This window comes from Dorea sp. AGR2135, assembly GCF_000420885.1.
GTDB lineage: Bacteria > Bacillota > Clostridia > Lachnospirales > Lachnospiraceae > Dorea > Dorea formicigenerans.
Map to the genome: position 1 here is coordinate 49,497 of NZ_ATVU01000001.1, position 15,027 is coordinate 64,523.

General features: G+C 41.7%; 14 protein-coding genes and 1 other RNA gene. 12 read left to right on the top strand and 3 right to left on the bottom strand.

The features are described from left to right. Nucleotides 1–11: 11 nt before the first annotated feature. A complete protein-coding gene (gene serC / locus G593_RS0100225; protein ID WP_005331142.1) occupies nucleotides 12–1,094 on the top strand; it encodes a 3-phosphoserine/phosphohydroxythreonine transaminase in 1,083 nt (360 codons plus the stop codon). A 1-nt stretch (nucleotide 1,095) separates the two neighbouring features. After that, nucleotides 1,096–2,259 (top strand): phosphoglycerate dehydrogenase, encoded by a 1,164-nt coding sequence (locus G593_RS0100230; protein ID WP_022279325.1) that lies wholly within the window; start codon nucleotides 1,096–1,098, stop codon nucleotides 2,257–2,259. A gap of 191 nt (nucleotides 2,260–2,450) precedes the next feature. Here the strand turns inward: G593_RS0100230 and G593_RS0100235 are convergent, their stop codons facing one another. Continuing rightward, nucleotides 2,451–3,668 carry a ribose-phosphate pyrophosphokinase gene (locus G593_RS0100235; RefSeq protein WP_029730372.1) on the bottom strand — a complete coding sequence of 406 codons (1,218 nt, stop codon included), beginning with the start codon at nucleotides 3,666–3,668 and terminating at the stop codon, nucleotides 2,451–2,453. Nucleotides 3,669–3,874: 206 nt separating this feature from the next. On the opposite strand from G593_RS0100235, the gene der reads away from it, so the two are divergent. From der to rnpB, 8 genes are all read left to right on the top strand, one after another. Then, complete coding sequence (gene der / locus G593_RS0100240; RefSeq protein ID WP_005331138.1) at nucleotides 3,875–5,203, top strand: ribosome biogenesis GTPase Der; 1,329 nt, start codon at nucleotides 3,875–3,877, stop codon at nucleotides 5,201–5,203. A 3-nt stretch (nucleotides 5,204–5,206) separates the two neighbouring features. Continuing rightward, nucleotides 5,207–5,848 (top strand): glycerol-3-phosphate 1-O-acyltransferase PlsY, encoded by a 642-nt coding sequence (gene plsY / locus G593_RS0100245; RefSeq protein ID WP_029730373.1) that lies wholly within the window; start codon nucleotides 5,207–5,209, stop codon nucleotides 5,846–5,848. A gap of 14 nt (nucleotides 5,849–5,862) precedes the next feature. Then, complete coding sequence (locus G593_RS0100250; protein ID WP_005336732.1) at nucleotides 5,863–6,876, top strand: NAD(P)H-dependent glycerol-3-phosphate dehydrogenase; 1,014 nt, start codon at nucleotides 5,863–5,865, stop codon at nucleotides 6,874–6,876. A 241-nt stretch (nucleotides 6,877–7,117) separates the two neighbouring features. Beyond that, entirely contained in the window at nucleotides 7,118–8,590 is a 1,473-nt protein-coding gene (gene spoIVA / locus G593_RS0100255) for a stage IV sporulation protein A (protein WP_029730374.1), read from the top strand. Between the two features lie 117 nt (nucleotides 8,591–8,707). Further along, nucleotides 8,708–9,178, top strand: a complete 471-nt coding sequence (locus G593_RS0100260) for a MogA/MoaB family molybdenum cofactor biosynthesis protein (RefSeq protein ID WP_029730375.1) — start codon at nucleotides 8,708–8,710, stop codon at nucleotides 9,176–9,178. Beyond that, nucleotides 9,178–9,876: an MBL fold metallo-hydrolase gene (locus G593_RS0100265; protein WP_029730376.1), complete on the top strand. Its 699-nt coding sequence runs from the start codon at nucleotides 9,178–9,180 to the stop codon at nucleotides 9,874–9,876. The genes G593_RS0100260 and G593_RS0100265 overlap by 1 nt, the downstream gene beginning before the upstream one ends. Next, the gene (gene rnhA, locus G593_RS0100270) at nucleotides 9,877–10,329 is read left to right on the top strand and encodes a ribonuclease HI (protein WP_005331130.1); all 453 of its coding nucleotides are present in this window, start codon (nucleotides 9,877–9,879) and stop codon (nucleotides 10,327–10,329) included. It abuts the gene before it with no gap. A 45-nt stretch (nucleotides 10,330–10,374) separates the two neighbouring features. After that, nucleotides 10,375–10,738: RNase P RNA component class A (rnpB, locus tag G593_RS18980), an RNA gene on the top strand. Between the two features lie 142 nt (nucleotides 10,739–10,880). Here rnpB and G593_RS0100275 read toward each other — a convergent pair. Beyond that, on the bottom strand, nucleotides 10,881–11,336 hold the full coding sequence (locus G593_RS0100275) for an aspartate carbamoyltransferase regulatory subunit (protein WP_029730377.1): 456 nt from the start codon (nucleotides 11,334–11,336) through the stop codon (nucleotides 10,881–10,883). A 13-nt stretch (nucleotides 11,337–11,349) separates the two neighbouring features. Next, complete coding sequence (gene pyrB / locus G593_RS0100280) at nucleotides 11,350–12,267, bottom strand: aspartate carbamoyltransferase (protein WP_029730378.1); 918 nt, start codon at nucleotides 12,265–12,267, stop codon at nucleotides 11,350–11,352. A gap of 242 nt (nucleotides 12,268–12,509) precedes the next feature. Here pyrB and pheA point away from each other — a divergent pair, with 242 nt between their 5' ends. Continuing rightward, on the top strand, nucleotides 12,510–13,640 hold the full coding sequence (pheA, locus tag G593_RS0100285; protein WP_029730379.1) for a prephenate dehydratase: 1,131 nt from the start codon (nucleotides 12,510–12,512) through the stop codon (nucleotides 13,638–13,640). 94 nt (nucleotides 13,641–13,734) lie between these two features. After that, entirely contained in the window at nucleotides 13,735–15,027 is a 1,293-nt protein-coding gene (locus tag G593_RS0100290; protein WP_005336721.1) for an ATP-binding protein, read from the top strand.

Sequence of the window (15,027 nt, forward strand, 5' to 3'; positions counted from 1 at the left end):
GAGGCAATACTATGAGTAGAGTGTACAATTTTTCAGCAGGTCCGGCAATGTTACCGGTGGAGGTTCTTAAAGAAGCAGCATCAGAGATGCTGGATTATCAGGGTTCAGGAATGTCCGTGATGGAAATGAGTCACCGCTCTCAGGTATTCCAGAATATTATCGATGAGGCAGAAGCAGATCTTAGAGACTTACTGAATATTCCGGACAATTATAAGGTACTGTTCTTGCAGGGAGGCGCATCCCAGCAGTTCGCTGCAGTTCCTATGAACCTGATGAAAAATGGTGTCGCAGATTATATTGTGACAGGCCAGTGGGCGAAAAAAGCAGCACAAGAGGCAGAAAAATACGGCAAGGTGAATGTCATTGCATCTTCCGCAGATAAGACATTTTCTTATATTCCGGATTGTTCCGATCTTCCGATTGATGACGATGCAGATTACGTATATATCTGTGAGAATAATACAATCTATGGAACGAAGTACAAAGAACTTCCGAATACGAAAGGCAAGACGCTGGTTGCAGATGTATCTTCCTGTTTCCTGTCAGAGCCTCACGATGTAGAAAAATACGGTGTTCTCTATGGTGGAGTACAGAAAAATATCGGACCTGCCGGAGTTGTGATTGCAATTATCCGTGAAGATTTGATCCGTGATGACGTACTTCCAGGCACACCGACTATGTTAAAATATAAAACACAGGCGGACAAAGGTTCTCTTTATAACACACCTCCGTGTTATGGAATTTATATTTGCGGCAAAGTCTTCAAATGGTTGAAAAAACAGGGCGGACTTGCTGCAATGAAAGAACACAATGAGAAAAAAGCAAAGATTCTGTATGATTACCTGGATCAGAGCAAGATGTTCAAAGGAACTGTTGTACCAAAAGACCGTTCTCTTATGAATGTTCCATTCGTAATTGGTGACAAAGATCTGGAGGCTAAATTCGTCAAAGAAGCAGATGCAGCCGGATTTGTAAACTTAAAAGGGCACCGTACTGTCGGAGGTATGCGTGCTAGTATTTACAACGCGATGCCAATCGAAGGCGTGGAAGCATTAGTCGAATTCATGAAGAAATTTGAAAAGGAGAACGCTTAATATGTACAAATATCATTGCTTAAATCCAATCGCAGATATTGGATTGAATAACTTTACAGAAGATTATACAAAGATTGATACTGCAGAAGGTGCAGATGCGCTTCTCGTAAGAAGTGCAGTTATGCATGACATGGAGTTTGACAAAAACTTAAAGGCTATTGGAAGAGCAGGAGCTGGAGTTAATAACATTCCTCTGGATACATGTGCGGAGCAGGGAATCGTTGTATTCAACACACCGGGAGCAAATGCAAATGGTGTAAAAGAGCTTGTGATCGCAGGTATGCTTCTTGCGTCTCGTGATATCATAGGAGGAATCAACTGGGTCCAGGAGAATGAAGAAGACGGCAATATCTTAAAAGATGCCGAAAAGGCAAAGAAACAGTTTGCCGGCTGCGAAATCGAAGGTAAGAAGCTGGGAGTCATTGGACTTGGAGCCATTGGTGTTCTTGTTGCCAATGCAGCCGTACATCTTGGAATGGAAGTTTACGGATATGATCCATATCTGTCTGTGGATGCAGCATGGAGACTGTCCAGAAATATTCATCATGCAAAGACCGTTGATGAGCTTTATAAAGATTGTGATTATATTACGATCCATGTGCCGGCTATGGATAGTACAAAAGGTATGATTGACAAGAATGCGATTGGTCTTATGAAAGATGGCGTTGTCATTCTGAATTATGCAAGAAATGTCCTGGTTGATGAAGAGGCAGTAGTAGATGCACTTGTTTCCGGACATGTTAAGAACTATGTGACAGATTTCCCGACACCAATCGTGGCAGGAGTCAAAGGTGCAATTATCACACCACACCTTGGAGCTTCTACAGAAGAGTCTGAAGATAACTGTGCGAAGATGGCAGTTGCAGAAGTAAGAAATTATCTGGAAAATGGTAACATCCAGCATTCTGTAAACTATCCGGACTGCGACATGGGAGTCAAAGGTGAAAATACAAGAATTACATTACTTCACCATAATGTACCGAATATGATCGGACAATTCACGAAGATTCTTGCAGATGATAATATGAATATCGCAGATATGACGAATAAAAGCAAAGGTGAGTATGCATATACGATGATTGACATAGATTCTGATGTGACAGACAGTGTTATCGAGGATCTAACAAAAGTCAATGATGTGTTAAGAGTACGTGTGATTCGTTAATTGGTACAACTGCAGGTTGATCAAACATAATCAAAATATAAAGAGGAATAGTGATGGAAGAGATTCTTGTAACTATTCCTTTTTTGACGTTCAAAAGTTCATAGTCTTATTTCCAATCATGAAAAATAGAACCGCCAGCTATTAACTGGCGGTCTATAAAAATGCATATATATCTGATTATGAGAAAAATCCTATAAATTTTTCTCTGCTAAATCTTTTCTGTGTCTTTCAAGAAGAGCGTGTAATCTGTCAGTCGGACTTAATACAGAACTGATAGATACATCGTGGTTCATGGAATCGATGATCAGCGCGATGAATTTACTCATATCTGCAACTGTGAAGTATTCTCTCTCATAGAATGCAGGTGGGAGGTAAGTCAGGTCCGTAGTGATCACGCGATCGATGTAACCTTTCTCATGGAATTCGTCAAATTTCTCAAATCCATCTGTGAAAAGACCAAATGTTGTACATACAAATACCTGTTTTGCACCACGGTCTTTCATCTGTTTAGCTACGTCCAACATACTTTCGCCGGAAGAAATCATATCATCGATGATGATGACGGATTTTCCTTTGATATCAGAACCTAAGAACTCATGTGCTACAATTGGGTTCTTTCCATTTATAACTGTTGAATAATCACGTCTCTTGTAGAACATACCCATGTCAACTCCGATAACGTTGGAGAAGTATACGGCACGGGACATTGCACCTTCATCCGGACTGATGATCATCAGGTGATCCGGGTCAACAGAAAGGTTTGGTTCTGCGCGAAGCAGTGCTTTCATGAACTGATATGGCGGGTTGAAACTGTCGAATCCGTAAAGCGGGATTGCATTCTGTACACGCGGATCGTGAGCATCAAATGTGAAGATATTGTCTACGCCCATGTCAATCAGTTCCTGAAGTGCCAAAGCGCAGTCCAGAGACTCACGTTTTGTACGTTTGTGCTGACGGCTCTCATACAAAAACGGCATAATAATGTTAAGGCGGTGTTCCTTACCATTAGCAGCGGAAATCAGACGTTTCAGATCCTGAAAGTGATCGTCCGGTGACATGTGGTTCACATATCCGTTGACGGAATATGTCAGGCTGTAATTACATACATCTGTCATAATAAACAGGTCTTTTCCACGGACAGATTCGTTCAGGACACCTTTTGCTTCACCGCTTCCAAAACGTGGGCAATGTGCATCTACCAGATAATTGTCCTGAAGATAAGTTGCATACATTGGTGATTTTAATTCTTCACGGTAAGAGGACTGCCTGAAGTTGACAATATAGTCATTCACTTTCTGTCCCAGTTCTTTGCAGCCTTCCATAGCAATGATCTTCAGAGGGGCTCTTGGGAAAAGCTTTTCCATCTCCTTGATATCATTACTGTTACTGTTAATCGTAATGTTGTTCATAACGCTCTCCTGTTACATATAAATATTTCATTTCTTTTTAATGATATTTTGTTCTAACATAACTCACATTACAGTTATATCATTTTTACCTATGTAAGGTCAATGGTATGTTTTCTATTTTATAAACTTTACAAGTTGAAGCAGATATTGTAAAATCAAGTGGATAAGATGAAAAATCGAATATTTACAGAAATGGAGATAAATATATGAGTAAACCAGTAGTAGCGATTGTGGGTAGACCGAATGTGGGTAAGTCCACACTTTTTAATGCGCTGGCAGGAGAGAAGATTTCAATTGTAAAAGACACACCGGGAGTTACCCGTGATCGAATCTACGCAGATGTCAGCTGGCTTGATAAAGATTTTACATTGATCGACACCGGTGGTATTGAACCGGAGAGCAAGGACATTATTCTGTCGCAGATGCGTGAACAGGCTCAGATTGCTATTGATACATCAGATGTTATTATTTTTATTACAGATGTAAAGCAGGGGCTTGTGGATTCCGATTCTAAAGTTGCAGATATGTTAAGAAGAAGCGGAAAGCCGGTCATTCTTGTTGTAAACAAAGTAGATAATTTTGATAAATATATGGCAGATACTTATGAGTTCTATAATCTTGGAATCGGTGATCCGGTGCCAATCTCTGCATCATCAAGACTCGGACTTGGAGATATGCTTGATAAGGTGATCGAACATTTTCCAGAGCATGCAGGAGAAGAGGAAGAGGACTCTCGTCCGCGTGTGGCAATTGTAGGAAAACCGAACGTAGGTAAGTCTTCTATTATTAACAAGCTTCTTGGAGAGCAGCGTGTGATCGTCAGTGACATTGCAGGAACAACAAGGGATGCCATTGATACGGAGATCGTGCACAATGGAAAAGAATATGTCTTTATTGATACAGCAGGGCTTCGCAGAAAGAATAAGATTAAAGAGGAACTGGAGCGATACAGTATTATCCGTACCGTAACAGCGGTGGAACGTGCAGATGTGGTTCTTGTCGTAATTGATGCGACTCAGGGTGTGACAGAACAGGATGCCAAGGTGGCAGGAATTGCGCATGAGCGTGGAAAAGGTGTTATCATCGTGGTAAATAAGTGGGATGCTATTGAGAAAAATGATAAGACCATGCGTGAGTATGAGAATGAAGTGCGCCGTGTCCTTTCATTTATGCCATACGCAGAGATTATGTACGTGTCTGCAGTGACAGGTCAGCGTCTTCCAAAAATGTTCGATATGATTGATATGGTCATTGAGAATCAGACACTGCGTGTTGCAACAGGGGTACTTAATGAGATTTTGATGGAAGCAACAGCAATGCAGCAGCCGCCTTCAGACAAAGGAAAGCGTCTGAAAATCTATTACATGACGCAGGTAGCGGTAAAGCCGCCTTCATTTGTAATTTTTGTCAATGATAAAGAACTGATGCATTTCTCCTATCAGAGATATCTGGAGAATAAGATCAGAGAGTCCTTTGGCTTCAAGGGAACATCACTAAAATTCTTTGTGAGAGAAAGAAAAGAAAGGGATAATTAGAAAATGGAACGTTTTATATGTCTACTGATCGGGTATGCATTTGGACTGATCCAGACAGGATACATCTATGGTAAGATGAAAGGAGTCGATATCCGAAAAGAGGGAAGCGGCAATGCAGGAAGCACTAACGCTCTTCGCACGATGGGAATCAAAGCGGGACTTGTCACACTTCTTGGAGACTGCTTTAAATGTGTCTTTGCAGTTGTGACGATTTACCTGATTTACGGAAAGACTTACGCAGACATTTTCCCACTCCTTGCCATGTATGCAGGGATGGGTGCGGTACTTGGGCACAATTATCCATTTTATCTGAACTTTAAAGGTGGAAAAGGAATCGCAGCGACAGCCGGACTGATCTTAAGTACGACAAATGTATGGATGGTTTTAATCTGTTTATTTGCATTTCTCGGAATCGTGGCAGTGACACGTTATGTGTCTCTTGGCTCCCTGGCAGTTGTGATCATTTATCTGATCGAAGTGGCTGTGTATGGCCAGATGGGCGGATTTGGTGTAAAACCGCCGTATCTTTATGAAATGTATGGAATTGCGGCATTTCTGATGTTATCCGCATTTTATAAACATAAGGCAAATATTGTAAGACTCATGAACGGTACGGAGAATAAGATCAGTATCGGAAAGAAATAATAAGGAGGAAGATTATGGCAAAGGTAAGTGTGATAGGGGCAGGAAGCTGGGGGACTGCACTGGCGCTTCTTCTGAGTAAAAACGGTCATGATGTGACCATGTGGTCAATTCTGGAAGATGAAATCCGGATGCTGGATAAAGAGCGTGAGCACAAATCAAAGCTTCCGGGCGTGAAGCTTCCGGATACAATGAAATTTACAACAGATCTTAAGAAAGCTGTAGAAGGAAAAGATTTCCTTGTGCTTGCAGTGCCGTCTACATTTACAAGGGGAACAGCGAAAAATATGTGCCCATATGTAGCGGAAGGTCAGATCATTGTTGATGTTGCGAAAGGAATCGAAGAGTCGACTCTGATGACACTATCTCAGCAGATCGAGGATGAAATTCCACAGGCTGATGTAGCAGTCCTGTCCGGACCAAGCCACGCTGAGGAAGTAGGAAGAGGACTTCCGACGACTGTTGTTGTGGGAGCAAAGACGGAAAAGACAGCCGAGTATCTGCAGCAGATGTTCGCAAGTGAAGTGTTCCGTGTATATACAAGCCCGGATATGCTTGGCATGGAACTTGGCGGTTCTTTGAAAAATGTCATCGCTCTGGCAGCAGGTATTGCTGACGGAATGGGATATGGAGATAATACAAAGGCTGCACTCATCACAAGAGGAATTGCAGAGATTGCAAGACTAGGTGTGAAAATGGGCGGCGCAGTTGAGACATTTTCCGGACTTACAGGAATCGGTGATCTGATTGTAACGTGTGCCAGTGTCCACAGCCGTAACCGCAAAGCAGGTTATCTCATGGGGCAGGGCAAATCCATGCAGGAAGCAATGGACGAGGTTCAGATGGTAGTAGAAGGAGTGTATTCTGCAAAAGCGGCAGTAAAACTTGGCGAAAAATATGGAGTATCACTTCCGATCATCAATAAAGTCAGCGAAGTATTGTTTGATGGAAAAGACCCGAAAGAAGCAGTTAATGAACTCATGCTCAGAGATAATAAGGCGGAGCATACAGCACTTCCGTGGGAAGGATAATTATAATAAAAATTGTTTGAAACAGGACGAACACCTGGTATATCAATAATTGTATAAAACAGGACGAACAACAAGAACATAAAATACACATGCTTCATACACAAAGCATGTGTAAGTTTATGTTCTTTTTACATCCATATGTAGAAAATTTATACATAGTAAGCAGAATTCTATACATACTCGGAATGTTTCCTGCATAATCTGTTAACAGTAAAACAAGTTCATGCATGGGGGTATTTTGATGGATAGATTTCAGGTATATAAAGATATCGAAGCGAGGACGAATGGAGAAATCTACATTGGTGTTGTGGGACCGGTCCGGACGGGAAAGTCTACATTTATTAAAAGATTCATGGATGTGCTGGTGCTTCCGGAAATGGAAGATGAACATGCCAGAATGCGTACGCAGGATGAACTGCCGCAATCTGCTTCGGGACGCACGATTATGACAACGGAACCAAAGTTCGTGCCGAAGGAAGCGGCAAAAATCCGGCTTGCTGATGACGTGGATGTGAAGGTACGTCTGATTGACTGCGTCGGTTATATGGTAGAAGGTGCTGCCGGTTATATGGACGGGGATTCCCAGAGACAGGTGAAAACACCGTGGTTTGCTTATGAGATCCCATTTGCAAAGGCTGCCGGGATTGGAACTAGAAAAGTAATTCATGATCATTCAACCATTGGAATTGTGATTACGACAGACGGTACCATCACAGACATTCCAAGAGAGAATTACAAAGATGCGGAGCGTATGACGATACAGGAATTAAATGGAATCGGAAAGCCTTTCATTGTACTTGTGAATTCAAAAGAACCACAGGGAGAACGGGCGCAGAACACCGCGAAGAATCTGGAACAGGAATATGGAGTACGGGCGCTGCCGGTCAACTGTGAAAAACTTACCAGAGAGGATATCTGTCAGATTTTATCGGAAGTCCTTTTTGAGTTTCCGATATCTGAAATTCAGTTTTTTGTTCCGAAATGGGTGGAGATGCTTCCAAGAGACCACAAGATCAAACAAGATCTGATTGAACATGTGAGAGTGATTCTGGAACGACTTACCAAAATCCGGGATGCTCTTGGAAGTATAGATGTTTCTGAGAGTGAGTACATAGATTCCTGCAAAGTGGATCAGATTGGAATGGGTCAGGGCTGTGTGAATATCAACATTTCTATACCAGAAAGATATTATTACGAAATGTTAAGCGAGATGACGGGAACGAAGATTGCAGGACAATATGAGCTGGTTGCAACAATTCAGGAACTTGCGAAATTAAAGGAAGAATATGAAGGAGTCCGGGACGCATTTACAACTGTTCGAATGAAAGGATATGGGGTGGTCAGTCCGGTAAGAGATGAAATTACACTTTTGGAGCCGGAGCTTATCAAACAGGGAAATAAATATGGCGTGAAGATACATTCAAAGGCCCCGTCTATCCATCTGATCCGGGCGAATATCGAGACAGAGATTGCACCGATTGTCGGAACAGAAGATCAGGCGAAAGATCTTCTTACATTCATTAAGCAGGAAGCAGAAACCGAACATGGAATCTGGGAGACGAACATTTTCGGAAAATCTGTGGAAGAATTAGTGATGGATGGTATCCGGGGTAAGATTGCCATGATCGGGGATGAAAGCCAGACAAAGCTTCAGGATACAATGCAGAAGATTGTCAATGACAGTAATGGAGGACTGGTGTGCATCATCATATAAAAATGATTTACCCCCTGCATAATTTGTGCTATACTATTTTATGGATGTCAAAAAGGAACTTAAGAAAAAAGATAAGACTTTGAATGAGATAGAAAAAATGTATGGAGGTACAATTTGATGAAAGTAGCGATTATTACTGCAAGTACAGCAGTTTATAAAGGAGAGCAGGAGGATACAAGTGGAAAAGTAATCCGCAAGATGGTGGAGGAAGCAGGGCTTGACGTTGTGTTCATGAAGGATCTCCCGACAGACAAAACTGTATTATCTACTGTTTTTCAGAGAATGGCAGACGGAAATCTTGCAGACCTGATCCTGACAACAGGCGGAGCAGGCTGCGGACCGGAAGACTGCACACCGGAGGCAACTATGGAAGTTGTAGACAGACCACTTCTTGGAATTCCGGAAGGTATGCGTGCACACATGCTTACACTGACAAAAAGAGCTATGTTGAACCGTGCAGCAGCAGGAATCCGTGGAAATGTTGTGATTGTAAATCTTCCTGGAAAAGCAGGAGCTGTAAAGGAATGTCTTGGATACATCTTGCCAGAGGTCATGCATGCAGTTGAAGTGGCACAGGGAATAAAATAATGATTAAAATTACTTACCTGGAACATAGCGGATTTACTGTTGAGTGTGACGATTATGTATTGATTTTTGATTATTATAAAGGAAATCTGCCACAGTTTGATAAAGATAAAAAAATCTGTGTATTTGCAAGTCATGTGCACTACGATCATTTTAAAAAGAAAATATTTACGTGGGCAGAAGAATATGAGAATATCCACTATATTTTATCTGATGACATTGAGGCGGCAGGGCCAAAAGATCAGACGGAGCATATAGGTGCAGATGCAGATTTTAATATTTGGGATTTAAGGACTCATACACTGAAATCCACCGATGAAGGTGTGGCATTTCTTGTAAGGGTGAAAGAGAAAACATTTTTTCATGCAGGAGATCTGAACTGGTGGTACTGGGAAGAAGAGGATGATGAGACCTGGAATGAACCGATGAGACAGGCATATCAGAAAGAGATTGCAAAAATCGAGGGTGAAGAAATTGATTATGCATTTTTCCCGCTTGATTCCAGACAGGGAGAAGAGTCTGTACTTGGTATCAATTATTTTATGCAGCATACGAATACAAAGATTGTATTCCCAATGCATATGTGGGGGTATGATATTTTAGATAAGTTTTTGAAAAATTCAGTGTCGGAGCCGTATAGAGAGCGGATCATGAAGGTGAAAGAACCGGGTCAGAGCTTTTATTTCGAGGAGGAAAGATAGATGCTGGTCAGTATATACACCGATGGAGCAGCCAGAGGAAACCCGGATGGACCGGGAGGATACGGAACCATTTTAGAGTACGTAGATTCAAAAGGCGAACTTCATATAAAGGAATTGTCAAAGGGATATGAGAAGACAACGAATAACCGCATGGAGTTGATGGCAGTCATAGCTGGACTGGAAGCATTGAACCGTCCGTGTGATGTGAAGTTGTATTCCGATTCAAAGTATGTGGTAGATGCATTCAATCAGAACTGGATCGGCGGGTGGCTGAAGAAAGGCTGGAAACGTGGAAAGAATGAGCCTGTAAAAAATGTGGATCTCTGGAAACGGCTTCTGGAAGCGAAAGAGCCACACAATGTGACATTTATCTGGGTGAAAGGACATGATGGACATCCTCAGAATGAGCGATGCGATGAACTCGCAACTTCTGCGGCAGATGCAATGAGGTAAAAAAGTTCTTTCTTTTTAGAAAAAATATGATATAATAAATACTTGCAAGTAAGACAGGTGATCGCGGCTGTAATTGCCGAAAGGCAGCAGGTGAGGAAAGTCCGGGCTTCGCAGGGCAGGGTGCCGGATAACGTCCGGTGGAGGCGACTCCAAGGCCAGTGCAACAGAAATGTACCGCCTGACAGACTCTTATGAGAATGGACAGGTAAGGGTGGAAGGGCAGTGTAAGAGACTACCGCCCGGCCGGTAACGACCGGGGCACATGTAAACCCCACTCGAAGCAAGACCGTGCAGAGACAATTTGGCGGCCCGTCAAGTCTCAGGTAGGTCGCTGGAACCTGATGGCAACATCAGGTCTAGATAGATGATCGCTCAACGACATAACCCGGCTTATCGTCTTGCTTGCTTTTGTTTTATTCCAATATGGTAATAAAAAAGATTTTCAGCTTCGAAAATTGAAACTGAAAATCTTTTTTTTATACATTTAATTCAATGTTTATCATCAATTCATAAATAAAAGATAACTGTCTGCATAGTTAAAACAGGAAGTTTTATTTGCGTTTACCAAGTCTTCCCTGATATTTTTCTTCGCAGTATTTGCAGCGGTATACTTCTTCGTCCGGATCTGTCAGTACGAAGACATGATCCAGTCCCTGCTCAATAGAAGTGATACAACGAGGATTTTTACAGCGGATCACATTGCAGATTTCGTGAGGAAGGTGAAGACATTTTTTCGCAACAACCTTCTCATTCTGGATAATGTTGACGGTAATGTTGTGATCAATGAAACCAAGGATGTCAAGATCCATAAAATCGATCGGACATTCGATTTTCATGATATCCTTTTTGCCCATACAGTTACTTTTTGCATTTTTGATAATTGCAACACAGCAGTCCAGTTGATCTAAGTGAAGATATTTGTAAATATCCATACTTCTTCCTGCCTGGATGTGATCCAGTACAAATCCTTCTGAGATCTGACCTACATTCAGTGTATTCTTAACCATAGTATATTCCTCCTTAGACTTCGATTTCCAGTAATGTCAGAATCAGAGCCATTCGAATGTATACTCCGTACTGAGCCTGAGCGAAATAAGCAGCTCTTGGGTCATCATCAACTTCAACAGCAATTTCATTTACTCTAGGAAGTGGGTGAAGTACATACATATCCTTTGGCGCAAGATCCATCTTCTGAGCATCCAGTACATAAAAATCTTTCATACGGATATAGTCTTCTTCATTGAAGAAACGTTCTTTCTGTACACGGGTCATGTAGAGAATATCGAGCTTTGGAAGAGCATCTTCCAGACGAACGACCTCTTCATACTGTGCATGTTCTTTGTCGAGAACATCATTGCGGATATAACTTGGAACACGAAGTTCTTCTGGTGAGATCAGAATGAATTTTACATTTTTGTAACGCACCAGAGCGTGAATCAGAGAGTGAACGGTACGGCCAAATTTTAAATCTCCGCAAAGACCGATCGTGATATTATCAAGATGACCTTTTAAAGAACGGATTGTAAGCAGATCGGTCAGGGTCTGTGTCGGATGCTGATGTCCGCCGTCTCCTGCATTGATGACAGGGATTCTGGAATGCTCGCTGGCTACCAGCGCAGCTCCTTCTTTCGGATGTCTCATTGCACAGATATCCGCATAACAGGAAATCATACGAATCGTATCTGCAACAGTTTCCCCTTTTGTTGCAGAACTGGAATCGGCAGAAGAAAAACCAAGAACACTGCCTCCGAGATTAAGCATTGCTGCTTCATGACTGAGTCTAGTACGTGTACTTGGTTCAAAAAATAAAGTTGCTAATTTCTTTCCATCACATGCATGAGCATATTTCTTAGGGTCCTTTTCGATGTCCTGGGCTAAATCCATAAGATTGTCTAATTCTTCCACTGTGAAATCAAGTGGACTCATCAAGTGTCTCATAAAATCCTCCTTCGCGACGTTTACTTAAAAGTCTCTGTACATAATATAACAAACCTGTCAGATTTTCAATGTAAAAATAATTTTTTTTGAATGTAAAAAATAATTTTTTTGAATCTGTAATCAGGATAAGAATGGAAGGTAGATTTTAGATATGAAATGTATTATAATGCAATGGTGTCAGTATAGAGAGGCGAAGGATGCAAGTGATACTGACTATGGTATTTGTAAAGGAGACAAGATGGATGGCTACATTAGAAGAATTAAGAGGACAGTTAGATGTCGTAGATGATCAGATCGTGAAGTTATATGAAGAGCGAATGAAAATATGTGAACAGGTTGGAGAATATAAGGTCGAAGCAGGAAGAAAAGTATTTGACCGTGTAAGGGAGAAAGAAAAGCTTCAGAATGTGGCATCAAAAGTTTCTTCTGATTTTGATAAAAAAGGAATTCAGGAACTGTATCAGCAGCTTATGTCCATGAGCCGCAAGTTACAGTATCAGCAGCTTGTGAAGGCAGGAGCTCTTGGAAGGCTTCCTTTTATAGAGATTGATTCACTTGGCGTGGAGAAAGCGAGAGTCGTATTTCAGGGCATGGAAGGTGCTTATGGACAGGCAGCTATGAAGACCTATTTCGGAGAGGACTGCAACAGTTATTCCGTCCGTACATTCCGGGATGCAATGGAAGCAATCGAGGAGGGCGCCGCAGATTATGCAGTGCTTCCAATCGAAAATTCTACAGCAGGTGCGGTAAACGAAGTCTATGACCTTCTGGTAGAATTTGAAAATTATATTGTAGGAGAAGTCATAATTCCAATCACGCATACACTGGCAGGACTTCCAGGGACACAGCTTTCTGAACTGAAGCGAGTGTATTCTAAAGCAGAAGCGCTGATGCAGACGACCAGGTTTTTGGAAGAACACAGTGACTGGCAGCAGATCAGCGTGGCAAATACAGCGATTGCAGCAAAGAAAATCCTGGATGACCAGGACCGGACTCAGGCGGCAGTCTGCAGTGCCTATGCGGCAAAAGTCTACGGACTGGAAGTGTTAGAAGACAACATTAATGATGAATCCGGAAACTGTACAAGATTTATTATTGTGACGAACCAGAAGGTGTTCTTGAAAGGGGCAAAGAAGATCAGTATTTGCTTTGAGGTTCCACATGAGAGTGGATCGCTGTATCATTTACTGTCACATTTTATTTATAATGATCTGAATATGTCAAAAATCGAGTCCAGACCAATTGAGGGAAGAAGCTGGGAGTACCGTTTCTTTGTAGATTTTGAAGGCAATCTGGAAGAACCAGGTGTGAAGAATGCACTTAGGGGCTTGCGGGAAGAGAGCAGAAGCCTGAAGATACTTGGAAATTACTAATACCAGTGTGGGAGTGCCGGACATAGAGTAATCCGTTAGAGGATTTGTATAATAGAAAAACATAAAATGACATAAAAAAGGAGACATCGAGGAAATGAGAATGAATGAATTGATTTTATATAAAGATATGGAAGACGGGGAACTTCTCCAGGACATGACATTTCTTATGGAGAACTATAATAATGAATATTACAATGAGGACGATATGAAGAGCCTTCTGTATTCTACGATTGGTGATCTGACAGAGTTATCAGTCAGTCACGGATTTGAAGGAAATCTGTGGCATACTTATCTGACTTACCTTATGGTCAGTCATGAGAATGCATACAGCACTTCCTGTGAGATTGTCGGACCGGTCGAAGGAAGTATTAATATTGCAGCACTGCATGATTTTAAGATTTTTAAAGAACTGTTTGACTATGATTTTCAGAATCTTGGAGAGGTACTTGGAGAAGATGGACTTGCCATGATCCGGGATTACAAGGGGGTCAATGGACATGGACAGGTCTTCAATGAGAGAATCCGTGACCGTATCTGTGACCTTGCAAAGGCACTTGATGGAACGAAATGTGCAGAAGAATTTAAAGAGAAAGTAACACAGTTCTACAAGGAATTTGGCGTTGGCAAACTGGGGCTTCACAAAGCATTTCGTATTGAGCATACCGAAGAAGGGGCAAGAATCGTGCCGATCACAAAGATTGCTCACGTGCACCTGGATGATCTGGTGGGATACGAGATGGCAAAGAAAAAACTGATTGACAATACAGAAGCATTTGTTATGGGAAGAAAATCCAATAACTGTCTGTTATTTGGAGATGCCGGAACCGGGAAATCTTCTTCTATCAAGGCAATCCTGAATCAGTATTATGATCAGGGCCTTCGTATGATCGAAGTCTATAAGCATCAATTCCAGGATCTCAATGATGTAATTGCGCAGATCAAGAACCGTAATTACAAGTTCATCATATACATGGATGATTTGTCATTCGAGGAATTTGAGATTGAATATAAATATCTGAAAGCGGTCATCGAGGGAGGACTTGAGAAAAAACCAGATAATGTGCTTATTTATGCAACATCTAACCGAAGACATCTGATCCGTGAGACATTTAAGGATAAAGAAGATAGAGATGAAGAATTACATACAAATGATACCGTACAGGAAAAGCTGTCACTGGTAGCAAGATTTGGTGTGACGATCTACTTTGGAAGACCACAGAAACGAGAGTTTCAGGAAATCGTGTGCCAGCTTGCCAAGAGAAATAATCTTAATCTAACGGAGGAGGAACTCCTGGCAGAGGCAAATAAATGGGAGTTAAGTCACGGAGGAATGTCAGGACGAACTGCACAGCAGTTTATTGATTATCTGGCAGGAAAAGAGGCGTAA

Bases quoted from the DNA above. Each gene is read 5' to 3' on its own strand.
- G593_RS0100260 (WP_029730375.1), top strand. From the start codon at position 8,708: ATGAAAGTAGCGATTATTACTGCAAGTACAGCAGTTTATAAAGGAGAG.
- G593_RS0100230 (WP_022279325.1), top strand. From the start codon at position 1,096: ATGTACAAATATCATTGCTTAAATCCAATCGCAGATATTGGATTGAAT.
- G593_RS0100275 (WP_029730377.1), bottom strand. From the start codon at position 11,336: ATGGTTAAGAATACACTGAATGTAGGTCAGATCTCAGAAGGATTTGTA.
- spoIVA (WP_029730374.1), top strand. From the start codon at position 7,118: ATGGATAGATTTCAGGTATATAAAGATATCGAAGCGAGGACGAATGGA.
- rnhA (WP_005331130.1), top strand. From the start codon at position 9,877: ATGCTGGTCAGTATATACACCGATGGAGCAGCCAGAGGAAACCCGGAT.
- G593_RS0100235 (WP_029730372.1), bottom strand. From the start codon at position 3,668: ATGAACAACATTACGATTAACAGTAACAGTAATGATATCAAGGAGATG.
- plsY (WP_029730373.1), top strand. From the start codon at position 5,207: ATGGAACGTTTTATATGTCTACTGATCGGGTATGCATTTGGACTGATC.
- pheA (WP_029730379.1), top strand. From the start codon at position 12,510: ATGGCTACATTAGAAGAATTAAGAGGACAGTTAGATGTCGTAGATGAT.
- G593_RS0100290 (WP_005336721.1), top strand. From the start codon at position 13,735: ATGAGAATGAATGAATTGATTTTATATAAAGATATGGAAGACGGGGAA.
- serC (WP_005331142.1), top strand. From the start codon at position 12: ATGAGTAGAGTGTACAATTTTTCAGCAGGTCCGGCAATGTTACCGGTG.
- G593_RS0100250 (WP_005336732.1), top strand. From the start codon at position 5,863: ATGGCAAAGGTAAGTGTGATAGGGGCAGGAAGCTGGGGGACTGCACTG.
- pyrB (WP_029730378.1), bottom strand. From the start codon at position 12,267: ATGAGACACTTGATGAGTCCACTTGATTTCACAGTGGAAGAATTAGAC.
- G593_RS0100265 (WP_029730376.1), top strand. From the start codon at position 9,178: ATGATTAAAATTACTTACCTGGAACATAGCGGATTTACTGTTGAGTGT.
- der (WP_005331138.1), top strand. From the start codon at position 3,875: ATGAGTAAACCAGTAGTAGCGATTGTGGGTAGACCGAATGTGGGTAAG.